The sequence below is a fragment of the Agrobacterium sp. 22-209-1 genome, from assembly GCF_053522485.1.
The window spans coordinates 579,913-603,799 of sequence record NZ_JBNWCH010000003.1; the positions used below are offsets into that span (position 1 = coordinate 579,913).

The 23,887-nt window shown below is 61.2% G+C and carries 26 protein-coding genes and 1 tRNA gene; 16 read left to right on the forward strand and 11 right to left on the reverse strand.

The annotated features are described in order from the left end of the window. Nucleotides 1-15: 15 nt before the first annotated feature. Nucleotides 16-411, reverse strand: coding sequence for a VOC family protein (locus ACQZ48_RS10685; protein WP_077981600.1), 396 nt, complete (start codon nt 409-411; stop codon nt 16-18). A 253-nt stretch (nt 412-664) separates the two neighbouring features. Between ACQZ48_RS10685 and ACQZ48_RS10690 the strand changes: the two genes are divergently transcribed. Next, nucleotides 665-1,021: a YbaN family protein gene (locus ACQZ48_RS10690; protein WP_077981397.1), complete on the forward strand. Its 357-nt coding sequence runs from the start codon at nt 665-667 to the stop codon at nt 1,019-1,021. Nucleotides 1,022-1,037: 16 nt separating this feature from the next. Here ACQZ48_RS10690 and ACQZ48_RS10695 read toward each other — a convergent pair whose 3' ends face one another. From ACQZ48_RS10695 to ACQZ48_RS10705, 3 genes are read right to left on the reverse strand one after another with little or no spacing between them, the layout of a single operon-like run. Further along, entirely contained in the window at nt 1,038-1,820 is a 783-nt protein-coding gene (locus tag ACQZ48_RS10695; protein ID WP_137410876.1) for a heme ABC transporter ATP-binding protein, read from the reverse strand. Next, nucleotides 1,817-2,905, reverse strand: coding sequence for a FecCD family ABC transporter permease (locus tag ACQZ48_RS10700; RefSeq protein ID WP_443388242.1), 1,089 nt, complete (start codon nt 2,903-2,905; stop codon nt 1,817-1,819). The genes ACQZ48_RS10695 and ACQZ48_RS10700 overlap by 4 nt, the downstream gene beginning before the upstream one ends. Next, entirely contained in the window at nt 2,902-3,795 is an 894-nt protein-coding gene (locus ACQZ48_RS10705; RefSeq protein ID WP_173990083.1) for a heme/hemin ABC transporter substrate-binding protein, read from the reverse strand. Before ACQZ48_RS10705 ends, ACQZ48_RS10700 begins: the two co-directional genes overlap by 4 nt. Before the next feature lie 187 nt (nt 3,796-3,982). Here ACQZ48_RS10705 and ACQZ48_RS10710 point away from each other — a divergent pair, with 187 nt between their 5' ends. After that, on the forward strand, nt 3,983-4,330 hold the full coding sequence (locus ACQZ48_RS10710; RefSeq protein ID WP_003522597.1) for an antibiotic biosynthesis monooxygenase family protein: 348 nt from the start codon (nt 3,983-3,985) through the stop codon (nt 4,328-4,330). A gap of 9 nt (nt 4,331-4,339) precedes the next feature. After that, a complete protein-coding gene (gene hutX, locus ACQZ48_RS10715; protein ID WP_142913610.1) occupies nt 4,340-4,864 on the forward strand; it encodes a heme utilization cystosolic carrier protein HutX in 525 nt (174 codons plus the stop codon). A gap of 90 nt (nt 4,865-4,954) precedes the next feature. Here the strand turns inward: hutX and ACQZ48_RS10720 are convergent, their stop codons facing one another. After that, nucleotides 4,955-6,022, reverse strand: coding sequence for an ABC transporter substrate-binding protein (locus ACQZ48_RS10720; RefSeq protein ID WP_077981599.1), 1,068 nt, complete (start codon nt 6,020-6,022; stop codon nt 4,955-4,957). Nucleotides 6,023-6,102: 80 nt separating this feature from the next. On the opposite strand from ACQZ48_RS10720, the gene ACQZ48_RS10725 reads away from it, so the two are divergent. Together ACQZ48_RS10725 and ACQZ48_RS10730 are read left to right on the forward strand one after the other, a co-directional pair. Then, on the forward strand, nt 6,103-6,783 hold the full coding sequence (locus ACQZ48_RS10725) for a response regulator (protein WP_003491888.1): 681 nt from the start codon (nt 6,103-6,105) through the stop codon (nt 6,781-6,783). Next, nucleotides 6,780-8,174: a sensor histidine kinase gene (locus ACQZ48_RS10730; RefSeq protein WP_173990085.1), complete on the forward strand. Its 1,395-nt coding sequence runs from the start codon at nt 6,780-6,782 to the stop codon at nt 8,172-8,174. Before ACQZ48_RS10725 ends, ACQZ48_RS10730 begins: the two co-directional genes overlap by 4 nt. A 26-nt stretch (nt 8,175-8,200) precedes the next feature. Here the strand turns inward: ACQZ48_RS10730 and purU are convergent, their stop codons facing one another. Together purU and ACQZ48_RS10740 are read right to left on the reverse strand one after the other, a co-directional pair. After that, nucleotides 8,201-9,085 (reverse strand): formyltetrahydrofolate deformylase, encoded by an 885-nt coding sequence (gene purU / locus ACQZ48_RS10735; protein WP_137410880.1) that lies wholly within the window; start codon nt 9,083-9,085, stop codon nt 8,201-8,203. A 232-nt stretch (nt 9,086-9,317) separates the two neighbouring features. After that, on the reverse strand, nt 9,318-10,094 hold the full coding sequence (locus ACQZ48_RS10740) for a YbaY family lipoprotein (protein ID WP_448728805.1): 777 nt from the start codon (nt 10,092-10,094) through the stop codon (nt 9,318-9,320). Between the two features lie 492 nt (nt 10,095-10,586). Here ACQZ48_RS10740 and ACQZ48_RS10745 point away from each other — a divergent pair, with 492 nt between their 5' ends. The 9 genes from ACQZ48_RS10745 to dps all read left to right on the forward strand — a co-directional run bounded on the left by ACQZ48_RS10745 (nt 10,587) and on the right by dps (nt 18,828). Next, complete coding sequence (locus ACQZ48_RS10745; protein ID WP_142913607.1) at nt 10,587-11,531, forward strand: Bug family tripartite tricarboxylate transporter substrate binding protein; 945 nt, start codon at nt 10,587-10,589, stop codon at nt 11,529-11,531. Then, nucleotides 11,528-12,022: a tripartite tricarboxylate transporter TctB family protein gene (locus ACQZ48_RS10750; protein ID WP_077981388.1), complete on the forward strand. Its 495-nt coding sequence runs from the start codon at nt 11,528-11,530 to the stop codon at nt 12,020-12,022. The genes ACQZ48_RS10745 and ACQZ48_RS10750 overlap by 4 nt, the downstream gene beginning before the upstream one ends. Before the next feature lie 106 nt (nt 12,023-12,128). Then, nucleotides 12,129-13,646 (forward strand): tripartite tricarboxylate transporter permease, encoded by a 1,518-nt coding sequence (locus ACQZ48_RS10755; RefSeq protein WP_077981387.1) that lies wholly within the window; start codon nt 12,129-12,131, stop codon nt 13,644-13,646. Between the two features lie 127 nt (nt 13,647-13,773). After that, nucleotides 13,774-14,031 (forward strand): hypothetical protein, encoded by a 258-nt coding sequence (locus ACQZ48_RS10760; RefSeq protein WP_077981386.1) that lies wholly within the window; start codon nt 13,774-13,776, stop codon nt 14,029-14,031. A gap of 280 nt (nt 14,032-14,311) precedes the next feature. Then, entirely contained in the window at nt 14,312-15,250 is a 939-nt protein-coding gene (locus ACQZ48_RS10765; protein ID WP_137410883.1) for a siderophore ABC transporter substrate-binding protein, read from the forward strand. Nucleotides 15,251-15,535: 285 nt separating this feature from the next. Next, on the forward strand, nt 15,536-16,501 hold the full coding sequence (locus tag ACQZ48_RS10770; protein ID WP_173990089.1) for an iron chelate uptake ABC transporter family permease subunit: 966 nt from the start codon (nt 15,536-15,538) through the stop codon (nt 16,499-16,501). Then, nucleotides 16,494-17,462 (forward strand): iron chelate uptake ABC transporter family permease subunit, encoded by a 969-nt coding sequence (locus ACQZ48_RS10775; protein ID WP_191217819.1) that lies wholly within the window; start codon nt 16,494-16,496, stop codon nt 17,460-17,462. Before ACQZ48_RS10770 ends, ACQZ48_RS10775 begins: the two co-directional genes overlap by 8 nt. Beyond that, nucleotides 17,459-18,217, forward strand: coding sequence for an iron ABC transporter ATP-binding protein (locus ACQZ48_RS10780; protein WP_191217818.1), 759 nt, complete (start codon nt 17,459-17,461; stop codon nt 18,215-18,217). The genes ACQZ48_RS10775 and ACQZ48_RS10780 overlap by 4 nt, the downstream gene beginning before the upstream one ends. Nucleotides 18,218-18,339: 122 nt before the next feature. Continuing rightward, nucleotides 18,340-18,828: a DNA starvation/stationary phase protection protein Dps gene (dps, locus tag ACQZ48_RS10785; protein ID WP_137410887.1), complete on the forward strand. Its 489-nt coding sequence runs from the start codon at nt 18,340-18,342 to the stop codon at nt 18,826-18,828. Between the two features lie 76 nt (nt 18,829-18,904). On the opposite strand, the gene ACQZ48_RS10790 is transcribed toward dps, so the two are convergent. Further along, nucleotides 18,905-19,126, reverse strand: a complete 222-nt coding sequence (locus ACQZ48_RS10790; protein WP_004443464.1) for a hypothetical protein — start codon at nt 19,124-19,126, stop codon at nt 18,905-18,907. A gap of 384 nt (nt 19,127-19,510) precedes the next feature. Here ACQZ48_RS10790 and ACQZ48_RS10795 point away from each other — a divergent pair. Further along, nucleotides 19,511-19,585: transfer RNA gene (locus ACQZ48_RS10795), tRNA-Gly, on the forward strand. 151 nt (nt 19,586-19,736) lie between these two features. Here ACQZ48_RS10795 and ACQZ48_RS10800 read toward each other — a convergent pair. Together ACQZ48_RS10800 and ACQZ48_RS10805 are read right to left on the reverse strand one after the other, a co-directional pair. Further along, nucleotides 19,737-20,570, reverse strand: a complete 834-nt coding sequence (locus ACQZ48_RS10800; RefSeq protein ID WP_077981380.1) for an aldo/keto reductase — start codon at nt 20,568-20,570, stop codon at nt 19,737-19,739. Between the two features lie 61 nt (nt 20,571-20,631). Then, nucleotides 20,632-21,813: an MFS transporter gene (locus tag ACQZ48_RS10805; protein ID WP_142913673.1), complete on the reverse strand. Its 1,182-nt coding sequence runs from the start codon at nt 21,811-21,813 to the stop codon at nt 20,632-20,634. 220 nt (nt 21,814-22,033) lie between these two features. On the opposite strand from ACQZ48_RS10805, the gene ACQZ48_RS10810 reads away from it, so the two are divergent. Continuing rightward, complete coding sequence (locus tag ACQZ48_RS10810; protein WP_077981378.1) at nt 22,034-22,933, forward strand: LysR family transcriptional regulator; 900 nt, start codon at nt 22,034-22,036, stop codon at nt 22,931-22,933. 9 nt (nt 22,934-22,942) lie between these two features. Here ACQZ48_RS10810 and ACQZ48_RS10815 read toward each other — a convergent pair whose 3' ends face one another. Further along, nucleotides 22,943-23,842 carry a LysR family transcriptional regulator gene (locus ACQZ48_RS10815; protein WP_003522616.1) on the reverse strand — a complete coding sequence of 300 codons (900 nt, stop codon included), beginning with the start codon at nt 23,840-23,842 and terminating at the stop codon, nt 22,943-22,945. Nucleotides 23,843-23,887 lie beyond the last annotated feature (45 nt).

The window sequence follows — 23,887 nt, forward strand, 5'->3', positions numbered from 1 at the left end:
TGTCTCCATTCGAGCTTATTTGAACCGGTTGCCGCGCTGCAGCACTTCGATCTTGTAACCGTCCGGATCGCAGATGAAAAAGTATTTCGCGAAGGGCTGGCCCTTATAATCGGCTTCGATGATCTTGCCCGGAGAAAGCCCCATGTCGATGAAACGTTGGTGTTCGGCGTCCACATCGGCAACGCTGACGGCAAGGTGGCCGTAACCGTCGCCCAGCGCATAGGGCACTTCGCGGCCGCGATTGACGGTCAGTTCCAGCTCGAAATCGCCCTCGGCATTGCTGAGATAGATCAGCGTGAAATTCTCGAACTCGGCGCGTTCCGCGATCTCAAGGTCGAAAGCCTGCCTGTAAAATTCCACCGAACGCTTTTCGTCCAGCACCCGGACCATCGAGTGGATCAGCTTGGCCATGGTGTTTTCCTTCTTCTTCCTGTTGACGGCCCGGTTATGCTCCGTGCATCGCGGCCCAAGGGAATAAGGATTGAGCGTCACGCTTTCAACCCTAAAGGCAGTCTGCGACAGGACCTAGCGGCCAGATCACGGCAAATGTGATAGCGGAAACCCCTGATTTTTTGTGGTGTGGCCGGGGCATGCGGCAACGGGACCGCATGGTTTTGAGCCCGCCGCTCTATCCTGAGTAACGAACTCATGATACCGGCTAGGCATGCGCCTTTTATACCTCTGTCTTGGCTGGGTGATGGTCGCGACCGGCATTGTCGGCGCGTTTCTTCCCGTTTTGCCCACCACGCCGTTCCTGCTTCTGGCGCTCTGGTGTTTTTCCCGCTCCTCGCCAAAACTCGAGGCATGGCTTCTGGCCCACCCCCGATTCGGCCCTTCGCTGCGGCGCTGGCGTGAACGCGGCGCAATTGCCCGCAATGCCAAGGTCGCAGCACTTTCTGCCATGTCCGTCAGTTACGCCGCCTTCTGGTTTCTAAGCGAGCCGCCGCCGCTGCGGGCGACAATCGTCGCCGTCGTCATGCTGGGTTCCGCGCTCTTCATCGCCACCCGTCCGGAAAGCTGAAGCGAAGGACAGGCCCTTAACGGTGGCGCGACTGCGGCAGCACGTAAGGAATATGCCGCGCCGGCAACCGGCCGACGACACCGCCGATGCCATAGACACGCGCAATCGTCTCGTCGCTGATCGTTTCCAGCGAGGGGCCGCTCGCCGTCACGCGGCCGCCATGCATGACGATGAGTTGATCGGCAAATTCCGCCGCAAGATTGAGGTCGTGCAGAATGGCGAGCACCAGCCCGCCGCCGCTTGCAAAGTCACGCGCCGTTTCCAGCACGGCGATCTGGTGGCCGATATCGAGACTTGCGGTGGGCTCATCGAGAAAGAGCGCCCGCGCCTCGCCGTTTTCCATCGGGTTTGGCACCTGTGCCAGCGCCCGGGCAAACTGCACCCGCTGCTGCTCGCCGCCGGAGAGCAGGTTGTAGGACCGCTGCTCAAAACCGCGCAGCCCGGCCTTGGCGAGCGCCCGGCGGGCCTGTTCCTCCGGCGTACGAGCCCCCTGTGCAACCGCTCCCATGCGCACGATTTCGAGCGCCGTGAAAGGAAACGCCAGCTGGGTGCTCTGCGGCAGTACGGCCCTGAGACGGGCAAGCTGGAGCGGCGTGAAGGCCGGCAGATCGACATCGTTATAGGTCACCGACCCGGCCTCAGGGCGCATCTCGCCCGAGAGAACCTTCATCAGCGTGGATTTGCCAGCACCGTTGGGGCCGATGATGACATTGACCTTGCCGGGCTTCAGATCGACGCTGACCGCATCGAGAAGCCTGCGGCCGGAGCGGATGAGGGTGATGTTTTCAGCCCGGATCATGACATGTTCCGCATGGAAAACCCGCCGCGTCCCAAGAGCAGGAACAGGAAGACCGGCGCGCCGATGAGCGCCGTGACGACGCCGATGGGCAGTTCCGCCGGTGACGCAACGGTGCGGGCGAAACTATCGGCCAGAAGCAGAAGTGCCGCCCCGCCAAGTGCGGAGGCCGGCAGCAGGAAGCGGTGCGACGGACCGATGGCGAGGCGAAGCAGATGCGGCACGACGATACCGACAAAACCGATGGAACCGGCCGCCGCCACGCTTGCGCCGCAGGCGGCGGCAACGGCGAGAATGACGATCCGTTTCAGCCGCTGCACCGGAATGCCCATGTGGAAGGCGGCGGCATCGCCGAGAATGAGCGCATCGAGCCCGCGGGCAACGAAGGGAATGATGGCGAGAACGACAATGATGAATGGCAGGGTGGCGAGCACCTTGGCGGGCGTGGCCCCGCCGAGCGACCCGAGCGACCAGAAGGTGATGTCGCGCAGCGCCCGGTCATCCGCCACGAAGATCATCAGCCCGGTCAGCGCGCCGCTGATCGCCGCAACCGCAATGCCGGCGAGAATGAGCGTGGTGGTGGAGGTCGCGCCGTCCTTGGTGGCGATCAGGTAAAGCACCCAAGTATTCAACAGCCCGCCGAAAAACGCCATGAGCGGCAGGAAATGCGGGCCGAAAAACACGGCAACCGTGGCGAGCGCGCCTTCCCCCAGCGAAATCGCCGCAACCGCAAACAGCGCCGCACCCGAGGTGACGCCGACAATGCCGGGATCGGCCAGCGGATTGCGGAACAGGCCCTGCATCATCGCCCCCGAAACGGCAAGTCCCGCACCGATCAACATGCCGAGCGCCGTACGCGGCAGGCGCACCGCCTCGAGAATGACCCTGTCGCGCGCATCGAGTTGATCCGCGCCGCCCGTGAAATAAGCCCAGAGTTCGGACATGCCGACACCCGTGGGTCCGCTGACCAGCGACACGCCACAGGCAAACAGCAGGATGCCGACGAGCACGGCAAGGGTGACGACCCCCTGGCGGGATCTGTCGCCCGCAACCCTGCCTTCAGCGGAAATCAAGGCGGCAAGGCTCACGGCTTCACCACGTCGGGATAGAGCTTAGCTGCCAGCTCGCGGCCCGCAGCGGGCGTGCGCGGGCCAAAACCGATGAGATAAAGCCCATCCATGCTGATGAGCGCCTTGCTTGCGGCGGCAGGCGTGGACTGGAAGGCCGGCAACGCGAAAATCTCTTCTGCCTTGGCGGCATGGTCGCCGCGCGCCATGGTCAGCACCACATCGGGTGCTGCGGCAATGACCGCCTCGTCCGTCAGTGGTTTATAACCCGTGATCTCCTGCGCCGCATTGATGCCGCCTGCCATTTCGATGATCGCCGCCGCTTCAGTATCCTTGCCCGCCGCCATGATGCGGCCGCCAGCCGTGGAAAGCACGAAGAGAACGCGCTTTTTGCCCTTTTCCGGCACAGCCGAAACATCTTTGGCGAGCGTATCGAGCCCGGCTTTGGTCTCGGCTGCCAGTGCCTTCGCCCTGTCCGACAGCCCCACGGCCGCGCCGACATCCTCGATCTTTTTGGGGATGGCATTACCGCTCGGCGGCGTATCGACGGTGACGAAAGGCACGGCGCTTGCCTTCAGGATGGCGATGACATCGGCCGGGCCGGAACCGTCTTCGGAGAGGATGAGATCGGGCTTCTGCGACAGGATGCCCTCCGAAGAAAGCGCCCGCATGTAACCGATGTCAGGCTTGGTCAAGGCGTCAGCCGGGTAGCTGCTGGTGCTGTCACGCGCCACGATACGGTCCTGCGCACCCAGCGCATAAAGGATTTCCGTCACCGTGCCGCCCACCGCAACGATGCGCTTCGCCTCCGGATTACCTTTGTCCGAAGCCATGGCAGCCGGCGCGGCAAGGGCGATTGCGGCGGGCACGAGGGCGGCGAAAACGAAGGAACGAAGGCGGGAATTCAACATGGCGCTATCCTGAAATACGACCCGGCACGGCTTTGCCCGCGTCACTTAATCTTGAGTTCTTTGCACATGTTTATGGACGGCGCAATCGATAAGTGGAGTATTTTTGTTTGCTTTGTCGTGCCCCCCTTCCCAACCTCCCCTCGGCTGGATATCCTGACTCAAACTGGAAACTTAAAGGGAGACTTTCATGTTTATCGCAATGAACCGCTTTCGCGTGGTGCCGGGTTATGAAGAAACCTTCGAATCCATCTGGCGCGAGCGCAAATCGCACCTCAGCGAATTGCCGGGCTATATCGAATTTCACATGCTGAAAGGCCCGAAGGCGGACGACCACACGCTTTATGCCTCGCACACCGTCTGGGCCACCAAGGACGATTTCCTTGCCTGGACGAAATCCGAACAGTTCCGCGCCGCCCATGCCAAGGCCGGCGAAAACCGCGGCAAGGTTGAATATCTTTCCGGCCCGCATTTCGAAGGTTTCGACGTCATCATCCATGAAGACAAGAATGGCGAACGCCGTTCGATTGCGGCCTGAGGCCGCCCGATGAGCATTGCAGCCCAAAAGACCGACGACGAGAGGCGGGCCCGCGCCGCCGCTGCACTCGCCGAAAAGCCTGACGGCGTCGTGGAGGCCATCGCCGCCAAGGCCGAGGTGACGCCAGCCGAAATTCTGGCGATCCTGCCGCAAGGCGCCGCCGTTTCCGCTGCCGCCGACCGGTTCGACACGATCTGGAACGAGATGCGCGGCTGGGGTGAGGTCCTGATGATCGTGCAAACCGGCGACATCGTGTTCGAAGTGCCGGGCCACCTGCCGGAAGGCAACGAAAGCCACGGCTGGTTCAACATCCATGGGGACAGCCCCATCGGCGGTCACATCAAGAAGGACAATTGTGCCGGCATCACCTTCGTCGATCGCGGCTTCCATGGCCGCCGCTCCTGTTCCGTCTGGTTCATGAACGCCGCCGGCAGCGCCATGTTCAAGATTTTTGTCCGCCGTGACGAGAACAAGGAGTTGCGCCCGGAGCAGCTGGCGAGGTTCGAAGCGCTGCGGGACGGTTTCCGCGGCTGAGACCCTGGGAGGAGAGGCTGCCCCGCCTCTCCCAGCCTCCTGTGACAAGCACAGGATGAGGGGAATTCCAGCATTCGCCATTCTCCACGCTTACTGCGACCGCAAGGCCTCGTTCCAACGCTCGATCAGGCGGCTGCGCTTGACCTGATCCAGATAGACCATCAGGCCGGGGCTGACCGGGACCGGGCGCAGTTGCGCGCCGTGGATGGCCTGCATGGTGTTGGCGGTGTTTTCGCCCGCCACTTCCGGACTGACGGCGGGGATCTGCAACTGCCGGGCCATGATCGTCTGACCTTCCTTCGACATGAAGAATTCCAGATAACGGCGGCCGAGCGCCGGGTTGGCGGCGGCTTCCGGCACGAGCCCGATGCGTGACATGACTACGGTATAGTCTTTCGGCAGCACGATGCCGACATCCGGGTGGCGCGAGGCCCAGTCCGCCGCATAGGAGCCGAGAATGTTGTAACCCATCACGAAGCGACCGTCCGAGACACGCTCCAGAATGGCGGACGAGGTGGAGTAGACCTTCACGCCCGCCGCACCCATGGCCTTGATGACGCTCCATATATCGCCGAACTGCTCCTGGTCGCGCGACATGAAGAGGAAGCCGACGCCGGAGCGCTCGATGTCGTAAGTCGCGATACGGCCATGCACTTCTTTCGCATGGCGTTCGAGATAATCGACGAATTCGGCGCGGGTTGCAGGCGGTTTTTCGGTGGTGAAGCTCGGCTTGTGATAAACGAAAACCGCCGGCTCGAAAGTTAGCGCGTAAGCGGTGTTGCGCCAGTTCGCCCAGGCGGGCCAGCGGGCGCTCATGGCCAGATCCGAGCGCTGGGCGTAACCGTCATTGCTCAGCTTCACCTGCAAATCCATGGCGGAGGAGAAGGCGAAATCGGCGGTCTTTTTCCCCGCATCGGTTTCTTTCACGATGCGGTCGTAAATCTCGCCGGTCAGCATATCCTCGTAATGGACGGCGATATCGGGATTGGCCTTCTGGAAACCCTCGATCATCGGCGTCGCCAACGGCTCGTCCAGCGAGGAATAGACGACCAGCGTTTCGGCATCCGCCTTGCCTGACGGCGCCGGAAAGATGGCGACCTGGGCAAGCGCCGGCGAGGCCATGCAAAGACAGAGGCAGAGAAGAAGGCGGATACGCATGAAAAGATCATGCCGCAGGCGGCGGCCATTCACAAGCGCTGAGGGTCTGGTTAAACTCGGCGATGCTGTGGGAGGACGATTTGCGCATTTTGCTGGTCGAGGACAATCAGGTGCTGTCGGAGGGGTTGTCGGCGCTTCTGCGCGGCAGCGGTTATGCCGTGGATGTGGTATCCGACGGCGCTTCCGCCGATGCGGCGATTGCGGCGGAAAGTTTCGATCTCGTCATTCTCGATCTCAACCTGCCGGAAATGGACGGCATTGAGGTGCTGCGCTCCATGCGTTCACGTCAGGACAAGGCGGCGGTGCTGATTCTGACGGCGCGCGGCACGCCGGAGGAAAAGGTCAAGGGGCTCGATCTCGGCGCCGACGACTACATGATCAAGCCTTTCGACATCACCGAATTCGAGGCGCGGGTGCGGGTGCTCCTGCGCCGCAACGCCGGGCTGCGCTCCTCGGCGCTGAGTTTCGGCAAGGTGCTGTTCGATCTCAATTCCCGCACCTTTTCGGCCGATGGGCGCCCGCTCGATATTCCGGCGCGCGAGGTGGCGCTGCTTGAAGTGCTGTTCATGCGGGCCGGCAAGGTCGTCGCCAAGGAGGCCATCGTGCAGTCGCTGACCGGCTTCGACGACGATATTTCCGCCAATGCCATCGAACAATATGTCAGTCGCCTGCGCAAGCGGCTCGCCCCCCACGGGCTGACGGTGAAGACGGCGCGCGGCATCGGCTATTATCTGGAAAAGCTGCCGGAGATGGCTGAATGAGACAGGCCGGCTATTCGCTCAGGCGGCGACTTTTAGGCTGGCTTCTTATTTCCACCGCCATCATCGGTTGCGTGGCACTCACCGATACCTGGCGCGAGGCGGTCAATACCGCCAATGTCGTTTCCGACCGCGTGCTTTCCGGTTCCGCACTTGCCATCGCCGAGCGGGTGGTTGTGGCCGAGGACGGCTCGCTGGAAGTGGACATTCCCTATGTCGCGCTGGAAATGCTGACATCGGCCGCGCAGGACCGGGTATTTTACCGTGTCGACGGGCCGAACGGGCAATTCCTCACCGGTTACCAGAACCTGCCGACGGTGGAGAACAAAAATGGCGATACGCCCGCCTATCGCGATGCGGTGTTCCGCGATGAGCCGATCCGCGTCGCCGCCATCAGACGGTTTGCGTCCACCGGCATCAATTCCGTGCCCTTTTCCGTCACGGTTGCCGAAACCACCATTGCCCGCAGCCAGCTTGCGCAGGCGATCATCCTGCGATCTGCGCTGCGCCTGCTTTTGATGATCGTGGGGGCGGCGATCATCGTCTGGATCGCGGTGACGATTTCGCTCAGGCCGCTTTACCGGCTCAGCGAAGCCATTGCCGAGCGCAGCCCGAACGACCTGCACCCCATTCGTCAATCCGTGCCGGTGGAGGTGGAAAACCTGGTGGAAACGGTCAATTCCTTCATGGTGCGGCTGCAATCGGCGCTCGATGCGCTCCGGCATTTCACCGGCAATGCCAGCCACCAGCTGCGCACGCCGCTTGCCATCATCAGCACCCAGCTCGCGCTTTCCGCCCGCGCTGCAAGCCTTGAGGAGGCGCAGGCGGCGGCGCTGAAGGGCGGGGCATCGGTGGCCCATGCCGAACATATCCTCGCCCAGCTGCTGCGCATGGCCAATATCGATGCCGCCGGCTCCAGTGAGAAACACGATTTTTCCGCGATCGACCTCGTGGCTGTGGCGCAGAACGTGACGGCCGATTTCGTGCCGCGCGCCGCAGAGGCGGGTATCGATCTCGGTTTCGAAGGCGAAGGCGAGGCGACAATTCTGGCTGAGCCGCTGCTCATCGGTGAACTGATTGGCAATCTCGTCTCCAACGCCATCAATTATGCCGGGCGCGGCGCGGAAGTCACCGTGCGGGTCGGCAGGCAAGCGGGCGCCGTCTGGCTGGAAGTGGAAGATAACGGCCCCGGCATACCACACGAAAAGCGCGCCATGGTTCGCCAGCGTTTTGCACGCGGCGAAGCCAACCCCGCCCCCGGCGCCGGTCTCGGCCTCGCCATCATCGAGGAGATTGCCGGGCTGTTCGGCGGGCGGCTTACGCTGGAGGATGGCACGGACGGGCGTGGGCTGAGGGCGCGGGTGGTGTTTGGTGGTCCGGAAAGAGCGGCGTAGCAGGGCGGCTTGTCAGGCAGCCGTTATCACCCCATCCGCTCGGAAGCATAACTTCCCGGGCTCGGCGGGAAGACGACCGTGCGGTTGCCGTTGATGAAGGTGCGGTGGTGGATATGGGCGTGGATGGCGCGGGCCAGCACCTGGCTTTCGACATCGCGACCAAGCGAGACATAATCGTCGGCCGATTGCGCGTGGGTGATGCGCACCGTGTCCTGCTCGATGATCGGGCCTTCGTCGAGATCGGCGGTGACGTAATGGGCCGTGGCGCCAATCAGCTTCACGCCGCGCTCATAGGCCTGCTTGTAAGGGTTGGCGCCCTTGAAGCTCGGCAGGAAGGAGTGGTGGATGTTGATGATTTTGCCAGACATCTTCCGGCACAGGTCATCCGAGAGCACCTGCATGTAACGCGCCAATACCACCAGTTCGGTTCCGCTGGTCTCGATCAGCTCCATCAGCTGCGCTTCGGCCTTTGGTTTATTCTCCTTCGTCACCTTGATGTGGTGGAAGGGAATGTCGTGGTTGACGACGACTTTCTGATAATCGAAGTGGTTGGAGACGACGCCGACGATATCGATAGGCAGCGCGCCGATCTTCCAGCGGTAGAGCAGGTCGTTGAGGCAATGGCCGAAACGCGACACCATCAGCATCGCTTTCATGCGCTGGCCGTCCGGGTAGATATCCGCATCCATGCCAAACTTTTTCGCCACCGCCTGGAAGCCTTCGGTAATGGCCTCAAGCGAGGCGCCCTCTTCGGAGATGAAGGAGACGCGCATGAAGAACTTGCCGGTCTCGAGGTCGTCGAACTGCGAACTATCGACGATGTTGCAGCCTTTTTCCGCCAGATAACCGGAAATCGCGGCCACGATGCCACGGGTCGATTTGCAGGCTACGGTCAGAACATAGGATGTCATTCGTTTTCCCTCACAGACTTGGCGTCGGCATCAGCCGGCACAGTTCAGCGCGTTCCATAGCGCAGCTCTGCGGCGGTGCAAAGCGTTGAGACGAACGCAGCCAAAGTCATAGGGCGGGAAAGGGCAGCGCGCCGTGCCGGAAGCGACATGGAATGTTCCATGGCCAGCACAGTTGGGCCAGCACAGTTTGGGCCAGCACGGCGACGCAGCGTGTTTCGGCAGGTTGTCGGCCTCAGGCGCGGCGCAGACGCATCGCCGTACGGCCGCGGCCGTCGATCAGTTCCAGCGTACCGCGACGCGGCTCCAGCCTAAAGGAGCGGGCCTGTTCCAGGGCTTCGATGAACTGCCGTTCCTGGCGCATGATGTCCGGGGCGCAGGCCATCTGGGTGGAAATCATCCGGCCGAAATCGACACGGTTGCGGCGGATTTTCACCTCGCCGCCGATGCCGTTGCAGCCGGCATTGCCCGAAACGCGGCCCTCGCGGGTAATTTCCAGCGTCGCCTGACGGCGGCCGCGAACCCGCTCGCCGCGGATCTCCTGCACCAGCCAGCGCCCGTCGATGCTGGCTTCCGGCTCGGGTCTGCCGGGACCAGCGCCCACACGCTCCAGCACGAGGTCGGTATCGTCGCGACCGCCGGTCAGCACGGAGTAACGCTGCGTGGTGGTGAAGAGCAGCCGGTCGCGGTCGCGGATTTCGGCGCTCAGCGCATAGGAACGGCGGCCCCTGATGTCGCGGTCGTCATAACGCAGCACGAAGGGCACGGGCACCTGACCGCGCGGGCGGATTGTGGTTTCGGCAATTGTCTGCGACGGCGCATCCGCCAGCGAAACATCGATCAGGCGCACGGTGACGGTCGCGCCCGGCGGTAGCGCGATGCGCTCGCGATAGGAGACGCTGCCGCGCAGGCTTGCCGGTGCGGCAGCCACGCCGCCCGCTGCAAAAAGCGGGGCGAGAGCCAGGAGACCGGCGAAACTGCGGCGCGAAAGAAGAGGTTGGCGGTCGGTCATGGTGCTTGCTCCGTGCTGGTGCCGTTTGAATTTGAACGGATGATAGAAAACGGCACTGAACGGGCGATGAACCGTGGATATTTCAGTCGTGTGCAGAGGGCGAGATCAGCGCGGATGGTGGCGGGCGCGATTGTGAGAGTTGTGTCCGGCGCGTCCCCATAGCCTCATCCCTGTGCTTGCCACAGGAATGAGGGCGGAACAAGCATCGAAAGCACAAAGCAAAGCCATCCCACACGCCACAGTAGACGTCCGATACAAATTAATAGAGAGTAAATGCGCAAGGACTTGCGTAGCGTCAGTTAGATGACAGCTTTTTGTGATGCTCTGCAATCCTTCTTCATTCCGTGGAGGCGGAAGAAGATGCGGGAGGAAATTCAGGACGGTTGCCAGGTCACCACGCTGAGCATTCAGCGCTGGCGCACGCGTGTCTAAAAAGCCCCCCGCATAAACGAAAAACGACGCCCAAAAGGGCATCCTGAGGAGGGTTTTCAAGTGAAGCATTTTCTTATCGGCACATTTCTGGCGGGCGTGATCGCCCTTCCGGCAGCGGCAGCGGATTACACCATCATCGCGCCGGCCAACCCCGGCGGCGGCTGGGACCAGACCGCGCGCTCCATGCAGACCGTGCTGCAGGAAGAAGGCATTTCCAAGAGCGTGCAGGTGCAGAACGTACCGGGCGCCGGCGGTACCATCGGTCTCGCGCAGTTCGCCAGCCAGCAAAAGGGCAATCCTAACGCCCTCATCGTCGGCGGTTACGTGATGGTCGGCGCTATTCTCACCAACAACGCGCCCGTCACCCTCAAGGAAGTGACGCCGATCGCGCGTCTGACCGGTGAATATGAAGCCATCGTCGTTCCGGCGTCCTCACCGCTGAAGACCATTGGCGACCTCGTCGACCAGCTCAAGAAGGATCCCGGCAGCGTGTCCTGGGGCGGCGGCTCCGCCGGCGGCACCGACCATATCGCCGTTGGCCTGATCGCCAAGGCGGCCGGTGTCGATCCGACCAAGATCAACTACATCGCCTATTCCGGCGGCGGCGAAGCACTTGCCTCGATCCTCGGCTCGCAGGTGACGGCCGGCGTTTCCGGCTACGGCGAATTCGAAGGCCAGATCAAGGCGGGCACGCTGCGTCTGCTCGCGGTCACCAGCGAAAACCGTCTGGACGGCGTGGACGCGCCGACGCTGAAGGAAAGCGGCCTCGACGTCGTCGTGCAGAACTGGCGCATGGTGGCGGCTCCTGCCGGCCTTTCCGCCGATCAGGAAAAGGCGGTGAATGCCGACATCGAGAAGCTGGCAAAATCCGAAAAATGGCAGGAAACCCTGAAGACCAAGGGCTGGATGGACACCTATCTCGCTGGTGACGCCTTCAAAGAACAGCTCGCCAAGGATACCGCCGCCACCGAAACCATTCTCAAAGACATCGGACTGGTAAAATGAGCCAGGGTTCCAACCCTTCGCAGCATCAAAAGCGCCGCCCTGACTGGGCGGCGCTGGCGATCGCCGTCTTCCTCGTCATCATCGCCTGCGTGATCTTCTGGGACAGCGCCCGTCTTGCAAGTGTCACCGGTTATTCGCCGGTCGGCCCGGCGACGGTGCCTTACGCCATCGGCTTCTGTCTTGTCGGCCTGGCGCTGTGGACAGCCATCGAGGCCTGGCGCGGTGATTTCCCCGCGCGCGACAAACAGGAAATCGCCCCGGTTATCTGGGTCGTCGCTGGCCTTGCCGCGCAGATGTTGCTGCTCAACGTCGCGGGGTTCTCCATTGCCACCGGCCTGCTTTTTGCCTTTACGGCGCGTGCCTTCGGCAAACGCAAGCTCTGGTATTCGATCCCCATCGGCATCGCGCTCAGCTTCTTCATCTGGTTCATCTTCGCGCGGCTGCTGCAGCTTTCGCTGCCTGCCGGGCCTCTGGAGCGGCTGTTCTTCTGACAGCCATTCCGACCAAAATTCGAGATCACGGGAACAGCCGGCGCGCAATGACGCAAAAGCCAGCCGTTCCGCCCGCTCATTTGCTCGACTTGGGGGACATCTGCCCATGAGTACCTTTGAATTCCTGCTGCACGGTCTTGAGGTTGCCGCCCAACCCATGAACCTGCTCTATGCGCTGATCGGCGTCACGCTCGGCACCGCCGTCGGCGTTCTGCCCGGCATCGGCCCTGCGCTGACCGTGGCGTTGCTTCTGCCCGTTACCTATAGGCTCGATCCCGCCGGTTCGCTCATCATGTTCGCCGGCATCTATTACGGCGGCATGTATGGCGGCTCGACCACCTCGATCCTGCTCAACACACCGGGCGAGAGCGCCTCGATCGTGACCGCGCTCGAAGGCAACAAGATGGCCCGCAAGGGTAGAGGCGGTCCGGCGCTGGCCACCGCCGCCATCGGTTCCTTCGTCGCCGGCCTCATCGCCACCATCGCGCTTGCCTTTATCGCGCCCTATATCGTCAAGCTGGCGCTGGTTTTCGGCCCGCGTGAATATTTTGCGCTGATGGTGCTCGCCTTCGTCACCGTTTCTTCCGCTTTCGGGGACTCGGCGCTACGCGGCCTCACCTCGCTATTCATCGGCTTTGCCCTTGCCATCGTCGGTATCGACCAGCTGACCGGCCAGACCCGCATGAGCTTTGGCATTCCCGACCTGCTCGACGGCGTGGAAGTGACGACGCTTGCGGTTGCGATGTTCGCTATCGGCGAAACGCTGTTCATCGTGGCCCAGGGCCAGAGCGGCCCCGACAAGGTCGAGGCCGTCAAGGGCTCGGTCTGGATGAGCGCGCAGGACTGGTCGCGCTCCTGGAAAGCCTGGCTGCGCGGCACGCTGATCGGCTTCCCCATCGGCGCCATGCCGGCGGGCGGTGCTGAAATCGGCACTTTCCTCTCCTATGCCACCGAAAAGAAGCTGACCAAATATCCGGAAGAATTCGGTGAAGGCGCCATCGAAGGCGTGGCCGGTCCGGAAGCCGCCAACAATGCGTCCGCCGCCGGTACGCTGGTGCCGCTCTTGACGCTCGGCCTGCCGACCACCGCAACCGCCGCCATCATGCTCGCCGGCTTCCAGCAATATGGCCTGCAGCCCGGTCCGCTGCTGTTCGCCACCAATCCGCAGCTCGTCTGGGGCCTGATAGCCAGCCTGTTCATCGCCAACCTGATGCTGCTGGTTCTGAACCTGCCGCTCGTCGGTCTCTGGGTGAAGCTGCTGACCATCCCGAAGCCATGGCTTTACGCCGGCATCCTGCTGTTTGCGACGCTCGGCACCATCGGCGCCAACCCATCGGTCTTCGAACTCGGCATGCTGCTCGCCTTCGGCATTCTCGGTTACATCATGCGCATCTTCGGTTATCCGATCGCGCCTGCGGTCGTCGGCCTCATCCTCGGCCCGCTTGCCGAACAGCAGCTGCGCCGCGCGCTCGCCATCGGCCAGGGCGACCCGACGGTGCTGTTCACCTCGCCGATCGCCATTGGCCTCTTCATCGTGGCAGCGGCAGCCTTCATCATCCCGCTCATCATGCGTATCCGCGGCCGTGGCGACGTGCTGACGCAGCTTGCCGCCAACGAGGACTGAGAACCAACGAGCCTCCCAAGGCAACTGGCCCCGTATCTCCGGATGCGGGGCCTTTTTTATTCACGCCAACGGGATGTGTCATGCGCACACGCCCATGATAGAATTGCGCCAACCGCAGGAGAAAGACATGCGCACTATTGCGATCATGATGGTTCTGGCGCTTGCCGGCTGCACCACCGCCCCCGATGTCGAGCCCATTCCCGGCAGCATCACCTATGGCGGACAGCCGCGCACCAAACTCACCAAGTCCCCCATCGGCAGCACGCTCAGCAATGAATTCGTCATGGGCGACGGGCGGCTGGCGATTGAGACTTATCGGGTGCAGCCGGACCGGTCCCTGAAACTTGAAAGGCGCGCAATCGTCGGCGACTGGCCGCCGGATTGAGAACGGTGCTTCCGTCATCCTCGGCCTTGTGCCGAGGATCTGCGGCCTGTCGATTTTGTTCAACGTGATTAGATCCTCGGCACAAGGCCGAGGATGACGTCCGGACAGATTGCAGGCCATGCTTTTCCACCCGCACATTTCCCGCTCACCGCAATTCAGAATCGTTCTAAAACATAATTTTGATTTCCGCCGACCTTGCCAATAAAGCTGATCGCCAACATCAAGTTAACCCGGTGGGATCGTTTCCGCCGGCTCGGAACATAGTGCAAGGGACATATAAGTGGCCATCAACTTCACCTTCCCCGTTCGGCTGCTGGCGGCAGCGGCCTTCAGCCTCGGCGCAATCACGGCAAATGCCGAAGACATGACGATCAAGCACGCCCAGGGCGAGACCGTGCTGAAAGCGGCCCCGAAGAAAGTTCTGGTTCTCGATATTCCCTCGCTCGACAATCTCGATGCGCTCGGCGTCGATCCAACGGGTGTCGTCGGCTCCAACCTGCCTGTCTATCTGCAGAAATATGCCGACGGAAAATATCTGAAGGTCGGCACGCTGTTTGAGCCCGATTATGAGGCGATCAACGCGGCCGAGGCCGATCTCGTCATCGTCGGCGGCCGTTCGCGGGCGAAATATCCGGACGTTGCGAAGATCACGCCCGCCATCGACATGTCGGTGGATTCCAAGGAATTCATCGGCAGCGTGAAAGCCAACATCACCAAGCTCGGCGATATCTTCGGCAAGCAGGAAGAAGCCAAGAAGCTCGATGCCATGATCGATGAAAAGGTAGCGAAGCTGAAGGAGATCGCACCCAATTCCGGCACGGCGATGATCCTCGTCACCAATGCCGGAAAGGTCGGCGTTTATGGCCCCAGTTCGCGCACCGGCTGGCTGCACACCGAAATCGGCTTCAAGCCAGTCGCAGCCGACATCGACGACCGTTTCGACCGCGGCGACGTCGTCTCCTTCGAATATCTGGCCGAGGTCAATCCCGAATGGCTGTTCGTGATCGACCGCGACGCCGGCATCGGCCGTGCGACCGACCCCGGCAAGGCGGCCGCACAGGTGCTGGACAACGAGCTGGTGCACCAGACCAATGCCTGGAAGAAAAAACAGATCGTTTATCTCGACCCGCAGGCCGCCTATATCGTCAGCAGCGGTTATACGGCGCTCACCACCCTGCTTGATCAGGTCTATAACGCGGTTTCAGGCAAGAAGTCGTAGAAGGCATAGACCATCTTCTCCAAGGCTGCTCCATATGCGACGTCATCCTTGGGCTTGTCCCACTGCTGTCCGGTTTAGATTTTGATTGAGGCCTGAAGCCGGCTGGCAAGGGTAAACATCCCCTCGGCGTCATCCTCGGCCCTGTGCCGAGGATCTAATCACGTCGAATAAAATCAATCGGTTGCAGATCCTCGGGACAAGCCCGAGGATGACGGAGGACAGGTCTGAACCCCTCAACACCCTCAAGGCCGCCTGAACTTTTACCATTTTCGAAACACCATCGACGTGAAATCCTTACCCCTCATATCAGCCCTTCTTCTGGCTCTGGTGCTCGCCATCACCAGCCTGTTCGTCGGCGTCAGCAATGTCTCGCTCGCCACGCTCTTCGCACCGGATACGAGCGCGGACGCCCTGCGCGTGCTGCTCGTCAGCCGCATTCCGCGCACGCTGGCGCTGATACTCGCCGGAAGCTCGATGGCGATTGCCGGGCTCATCATGCAGATGCTGGTGCGCAACCGCTTCGTGGAGCCTTCGACGGCGGGCACCACCGAATCCGCCGGCCTCGGCCTGCTCACCGTCACCCTGCTGGCCCCGGACACGCCGATCTTCGGCAAGATGCTGGTGGCCGCCGTTTTCGCGCTCGCCGGTACGGCTCTTTTCCTGCGTATCCTGAGGCAGGTGCCTTTGCGCGACGTGCTGCTGGTGCCGCTGATCGGCATCATGCTGGGCGGCGTCATTGCCGCCGTCACCACCTTCTTTGCCTATCGTTTCGATCTCCTGCAATCGCTGGGCGCATGGATGACAGGGGATTTTTCCGGCGTGCTGCGCGGCCGTTACGAACTGCTGTGGGTCGGCTTCCTTTTCGCCATCGCCGCCTATCTCGCCGCCGACCGTTTCACCGTGGCAGGCATGGGCCGCGATTTCACCACCAATCTCGGTCTGAACTACCGCCGCGTCATGGCGCTCGGCCTCACCATCGTGTCGCTGGTGAGCGCTGTCGTCGTCGTCACGGTCGGCATGATCCCCTTTTTAGGCCTGATCGTTCCGAATGTCGTCAGCCTGATGATCGGCGACAATATGCGCCGCTCCGTGCCCTGGGTGGCAACGCTCGGCGCGGTCTTCGTACTTTCCTGCGATATCATCGGCCGCACCGTGCGCGCACCTTACGAAATACCCATCGGAACCGTGGTCGGCGTCATCGGCAGCGCGCTCTTCCTCTATCTCCTGCTGCGGAAACGCCACCATGCGTGAGAGACATCCCGACCGGCGTGCAAAAACCGTTCTTATCGTGCTTGCGGCATTCGCACTCCTCTCCATGGCCGCCTTCATGACGCTCGGCGCAAAAGGGAGCTGGAGCTTCGTGTTGCCGTTTCGCGGCATCAAGCTTCTGTCGCTCTTGCTGGTGGCCTATGCCATCGCGGTCTCCACCGTGCTGTTCCAGACGGTGACCAACAACCGCATCCTCACTCCTTCGGTGATGGGTTTCGATTCGCTTTACGTGTTGATGCAGACCGGGCTGATCTTCGTTTTCGGCTCGGCAACGGTCGTCATGATCGATCCGCAACTGAAATTTCTCGCTGAAACCAGCCTGCTCGTCGCTTTTTCCGCCCTGCTCTATCGCTGGCTTTTTGTCGGTGCGGAACGCAGCCTGCATCTGCTGGTGCTGGTCGGTATCGTTTTTGGTGTCTTCTTCCGCAGCCTCTCGGGTTTCATGCAGCGCGTGCTCGACCCCAATGAATATACCGTGCTGCAGGATGTGCTGTTTGCCAGCTTCAATTCCATCGATCCCACGCTTCTTGCCGTCTCCGCCGTCATCATCGGCGTGGTGACCATCATCGGGCTCAGGCTCACGCACACGCTCGACGTCCTCTCGCTCGGCCGCGCGACGGCCATCAGCCTCGGCGTCGAATATAAGCGCACGGTCACTATCATCCTCGTGCTGGTCTCCGTGCTGGTCGCCGTCTCCACAGCGCTGGTCGGCCCCGTCATGTTCTTCGGCCTGCTGGTCGCGGCCCTTGCCCATTATCTTACCGGCAACGGCAAACACGCCTATGTGCTGCCCGCGGCAATCCTCATCGCCGTAATCTGTCTGGTGGGCGGCCAGGTGGTGCTGGAGCGGGTTTTCGCCTTCGATACGGCGCTCTCGATCATCATCGAATTTCTCGGCGGTATCGTCTTTATCGGTCTAATTTTGAAACGGGGTGCGCGATGATCATCGCCAGTCAGATCAGCAAATCCTATGGCGACAGCCTCGTCGTCGATGGCGTCTCCGTCTCCATTCCGGCAGGCGGCGTCACCTCCATCATCGGGCCGAACGGGGCGGGAAAATCGACCCTGCTCTCCATCGTCGCAAGGCTGATGTCGATGGATGCCGGAACGGTGACGGTGGACGGTCTGGATGTGACCAAAACCCCATCCGATACGCTGGCGAAGCGGCTTTCTATCCTGCGGCAGGACAACCACATTTCCTCGCGCCTGACGGTGCGAGACCTCGTCGGTTTCGGCCGTTACCCCTATTCCAAGGGCCGCCCCACCATAGAAGACAAGGTCCATATCGACCGGGCGCTGGAATATCTGCACCTCGAAGCCCTTGCCGGCCGGTTTCTGGACGAGCTTTCCGGCGGCCAGCGCCAGCGCGCCTTCGTGGCCATGGTGCTGTGCCAGGACACGGATTACGTGCTGCTCGACGAGCCGCTCAACAACCTCGACATGAAACACGCCTCCAGCATGATGAAGATCATGCGCCGCGCCGCTGACGAGCTGAAGAAGACCGTGGTTCTGGTGCTGCACGACATCAACTTCGCCTCCTGGTATTCCGACACCATCATCGCCATGCGCGAAGGCCGCATCCGCCATCAGGGGCCGGCGAACGAGATCATCCGTCCGGACGTCCTCAAGGACATCTACGACATGCCGATCCGCGTCAATGAGATAGACGGCCGACGCATCTGCCTGTTTTACGAATGACACGATGATTGTGCAGGATTTTTGCTGTCCCAGCGCCTGGCATGGAACAGGGCCGCAGGCCCGGACGTTAAACGACGGACTTTTCCAAAGCGGCATTCCGTCCGCAACTTCAGGAGACATCGATGAAGACGCACAAGACGAAGAACGACCTGCCTTCCAACGCCAAGTCGACCGTGATCGGCATTCTCAATGAATCGCTCGCTTCCGTCATCGACCTTGCGCTCGTCACCAAGCAGGCGCACTGGAACCTCAAGGGCCCGCAATTCATCGCCGTCCATGAACTTCTCGACACGTTCCGCGCCCAACTCGACAATCACGGCGACACGATTGCCGAGCGTGTGGTCCAGCTTGGTGGCACGGCGCTCGGCAGCCTGCAATCGGTCTCCTCAACGACAAAGCTCAAGGCCTATCCGACCGATATCTACAAGATCCATGACCATCTGGACGCCCTGATCGAGCGTTATGGCGATGTGGCCAACATGATCCGCAAGGCGATCGACGATTCCGACGAGGCCGGTGATCCGACGACGGCCGACATCTTCACCGCCGCCTCGCGCGATCTCGACAAGTCGCTCTGGTTTCTCGAAGCGCATGTGCAGGAAAAAAGCTGAGCGGAAAACGGCTCTCGCCTGCCCAAACAGCAAAGCGCCCGAGATACCCGGGCGCTTTTTTAACGGAATGGCGCAATCAATGCCGACGTAAGACAGCAAGCCCTATATCGCGCAACATTTCATGGTCGAGAATGCCGCGCTGGGCGCTTCGGATCAAAACCGCTGCGCACTCATTGGCGACATGGCTGCTGCGATCTTGAAGGCACTCGAAACATACGCCATCGAAAATATTCTGTAGATCGGTGATCTGCTCTGGCGACAATTGTGCGCCAACTCTTTCAAAAGCTGCGTACGACAAGGCTCATCCTCCCGATGATGATATGCCAAGTATCGTTCCCAATATCGTTTCGGATTTTTCGTGGACAGGCAATTTGTACACCCGAACGAATCACTTGTCGAATCAGATTTTAACCAAATGTAAACAGGTTATTTTCTGGCCTTCCCGCCGGCCGCCACCCCCGTCATAGGGAGATAAAAACCAACTGAAACAACATCTTCAGCGGAAATTCCCTGCGCTTGCGCCCGTAATGGCCGCCAGATTTCGGATAAATCCGCACACAGGCGGATTTCCACCGAAACCGCAAAAGAAACTATTGCATTCCAAAAACGATTGAGCGATATAGCACCCGTCGCCACTTGGCGGCCCACGGTTCAGCGAACTACCCCGGACCGGTGGATTTGAGCGGGTGTAGCTCAGGGGTAGAGCACAACCTTGCCAAGGTTGGGGTCGAGGGTTCAAATCCCTTCGCCCGCTCCAGTTTCCCAAAAAAAAGACGGATAAATCGTCACCACGTCCGATGTGAGATGCATCGTTTCTATGGGCTGTGATGCGCATCGCCATGCGCAATGCGCGAAGATTTCTCACACTAAGAAAACCGGGAAGGGCGTTCCCTCCCCGGCTCTCATTGTCAGGCAGCTTCGTCCCAGACAGGCGCAAGCCCGTCCGGCGACACAATGCGGCCATCCGGTCCGGCGAGCGCATGGATCGCCGCCATTTCATCGGCAGAAAGTTCAAAGTCGAAGATGGCGAGATTTTCATCGACGCGGGCTTCGCTGACCGTTTTCGACAATGCGACGACACCCGGCTGCTGCACGAGCCAGCGCAGCACCACCTGCGCCACCGACTTGCCACGGCCTGCGGCGATTTCTTTCAGCACCGGATCGGTGAAGACCTTGCCATCGGCCATGCCGTAATACCCCGTCACCGACATGCCGGCGGCCTTTGCCGCGGCGATAACCACATCCTGATCGATATAGGGGTGGTATTCGATCTGGTTGGTCACGATCGGGGCCCTGGACAGCTTCACCGCCTCGGCCATCAGCGCCGTGCTGAAATTGGAAACGCCGATATGGCGAACCTTGCCGGCCTGCCTCACCGCGTTCAGCGCGCCGATCTGTTCGGCAAGCGAAACCGCCTCATTCGGCCAATGCAGCAGCAGCAGGTCGACATAGTCGGTCTTCAGCTTTTTCAGGCTCTCATCCACGGAGGCGAGGAAGGCATCGTGCCTGTAATTCTCGACCCAGACCTTGGTGGTGAGAAACACCTCGCTGCGCGCCACGCCCGACGCAGCAATGGCTTCGCCGACCTCGGCTTCGTTGCCGTAGATCTGGGCGGTATCGATATGGCGAAAGCCGGCCTTCAGCGCATGGGGAACGATGCGCAGCACATCGGCGCCGGGGATACGAAACGTGCCGAAGCCGAGCGCCGGGATCGAAACGCCATTCGCGGTGACATCAAACATATATTTTCTCCTTTGGGGTTATCCGGCCAGCTTGGGGTATGGCCGGGAATCTTGTGAAAGCTCAGGCGGTTTTCAGCGTCAGCGCGGCGCGGCGGTCGAGTGCGCTGCTCCAGAGGGTGAGCAGCAGGGCGACGGCGACGAGGATGGCGCCGACCCAGGGGGTTGCGGCAAGACCCATCGGCGATTCCACCACCAGACCGCCAAGCCATGCGCCAATGGCGATGCCGAAGTTGAACGCGGCGATGTTGAGCGCCGAGGCGACATCGACGGCACCGGGGCGATGCTCCTTGGCAAGCTGCACCACATAAAGCTGCAGGCCGGGAACATTGGCGAAGGACAGGAAACCAAGCGCCGCAAGCGTGATGAGCGCCAGCATCGGCGAGAAGGCGGTGAAGGAAAAGACGAGCAGCACGATGGCCTGCGCCAGGAAAAGACCGATCAGCGCCTTGGCCGGGTTATGGTTGGCGATCCTGCCGCCGCCGATATTGCCGGCTGCAATGGCGACGCCATAAAGCACGAGGATCAGGCTGACGCTCTTTTCCGAAAAGCCGGTCACATCCTGCAGGATCGGTGCAAGGAAGGTGAAGGCGACGAAGGTGCCGCCGTAGCCGAGCGCGGTCATGGCGAAAACGATGAGCAGCCGGCCGGAACCGAGAACACGAACCTGATCGAAGAGGCTCGCCGGCGGCGCCTTTTTGAGCGTGCTTGGCAGAAGCGCGGCAATGCCCAGGAAAGCAATGACGCCAAGGGCGGTGACGGCCCAGAAGGTGGCGCGCCAGCCGAAGACCTGCCCGATATAGGTGCCGAGCGGAACGCCGGTGACGATGGCGACCGTGAGCCCCATGAACATCATCGCAATGGCGGAAGCGCGACGGTTTTCCGGCACGAGATCGGCGGCGATGGTGGAACCGACCGAGAAAAAGACGCCATGGGCGAAAGCGGCGATGACGCGGGCGACAAGCAGCATCTCATAGCTCGGCGACAGGGCCGCAGCGCTGTTGCCTATGATGAACAGGGCCATCAGGCCCAGCAGCAGCGGCTTTCTTTCGATCCTGCCCGTCAGCGCCGTCAGGATCGGCGCACCGAAGGTGACGCCCAGCGCGTAGACGCTGACAATGAGGCCGGCGAGCGGCAGGGTGATGTGAAGATCGGTCGCGACCGTCGGCAGAAGACCGACAATCACGAACTCCGTGGTGCCGATCGCATAGGCCGCGATCGTCAGGGCAAATATGGCCAATGGCATGACGAATACCTCTTCGCCCGGAGCGAGATCGCGGGCGTTCTGGACAGCAACGCTGTCGGTTTGGATCATTTGGACAGCGATGCTGTGGTTTAGATCATTTGGACAGCGATGCTGTCCGGTTGGATCAAATCTATGGACGCAATATGGGCGAAGAGGACTTGCATGATAATCGGCAAGGTGGGACAAATACCTTTGAATTTATTTCACAGGCGGTGCGGCGATGGACAACAGGGCCGGAGAAATGGAAGTCTTCGTGGCGGCGGCCGAACTCGGCAGCTTTTCCGCCGCCGGGCGTAGGCTGCAGCTTTCGCCGTCCGCCGTCAGCAAGCTCGTCACCCGCATCGAAGACCGCCTCGGCACCCGGCTGCTCGCCCGCTCCACCCGGCTTGTCACGCTCACACCGGAAGGTGAAGTCTATCTGGCCCGGGCAAGGCGCATTCTCGCCGACATAGCCGAGACCGAGCAGATCGTGGCGAGCGGCGGCAAGGTGGTGCCGCGAGGCCTTTTGCGCGTTAACGCCACTCTGGGCTTCGGCGAACGTTATCTCCTGCCGCTGGCGCCGGAATTTTTGTCGCTTTATCCGGAAATCGAGCTGGATATCTCCCTGACCGACGGCGTCATCAGGCTGATCGAGGAACGCACGGACATTGCGATCCGCTCGGGCGCCATGGGAGATTCATCGCTGAAGGCGAGAAAGCTGAAGGAAGTCCGTCGCGTCATCGTCGCCTCCCCCGCCTATATCGAACGACACGGCATGCCGGAAAAACCGCAGGATCTGGCGCGGCACAATTGCTTCAGCTTCAATTTCAGCCGCAGCCTCAACGAATGGCCGTTTCGCAACCCCGGCTCTGCGCAAGTCTACCGCCTGCCTGTCAAGGGCAACGTCTCGGTCAACAGCGGCATGGCCATGCGAAGGCTCTGCCTGACGGGCCTGGGGCTGGGAAGGGTCGGCGAATTTCATATCGAGCCGGATATCGAGGCGGGCCTGCTCGTGCCGGTTCTGGAAGACTACAATGCCGAGGAAATGGAAGTGATCCACGCGGTTTATGCCGGTCATGAACACCTGGCCGCCCGCGTTCGCGCCTTCATCGATTTTGTCGCAGCAAGGGTCGGGCGGTGACTGGCCGCCTCAGACCAGGCCGTGCACCAATTTGGCCAGCCAGTCGACAAAAACGCGCACCTTGTTGGTTACATGCCGGGTCTGCGGGTAAACCACATAGATCGGCATCGCCTCCCGTCGCCATTCGGAAAGCACCGGCACCAGTTCTCCCCGCGAAAGCGCATCCTTTACCATGAAGACGGGAAGCTGCACGATACCCATGCCGGCCAGCGCGGCATTGAGATAGGTACGGCTGTCATTGACCGAGACGACATAATTCGGGGTCAACTCGACGCTGCGCACACCGTTATCGAAGGAGGCCGGCATGATCTGACCGGTGGTGGCATTGAGGTAGCCCACCGAATAATGTTCCTTCTCCAGATCCTCCGGCTCTTGCGGCATGCCGAAATTTTCGATGTAGGACGGCGAGGCGAATGTCTCGAACCGGAGTTCGCCCACTTTACGGGCAATCAGCGACTGATCGCGCAGCACGCCGACGCGCAGCGCACAGTCGACATTCTCCGCTATATAATCGACCAGACGGTCACCGACACCGAGGTCGAGGCGGATTTGCGGATAACGCTGGTAAAATTCGCAAAGATGTGGGATAACCACCAAGTCCGCGAAGACACCGGCCATTTCCACCCGCAACCGGCCGGAGGGCTGCACCTGTGCGCTGGACATGCTGCCGTCAAGTTCTTCGATTTCCGATAAAATCTGTGAGGCCCGCTCATAATAGAGAGCACCGTCCGTTGTCAGCATCACCCGGCGCGTGGTGCGGTTGAGAAGTGTGGTGTGCAAATGCGCCTCCAGCGCTTGCACCATGTTGGTGACGGTGGTCTTCGGCATATTCAGCGCTGTCGCGGCGCGGCTGAAATTGCCGGTTTCCACGACCCGCGTAAAAACCCGCATGGCGGAGAGCTGATCCATGATGAGATTATCCGTCTTTATGGAATAGTGTTTTCATTTTAGACC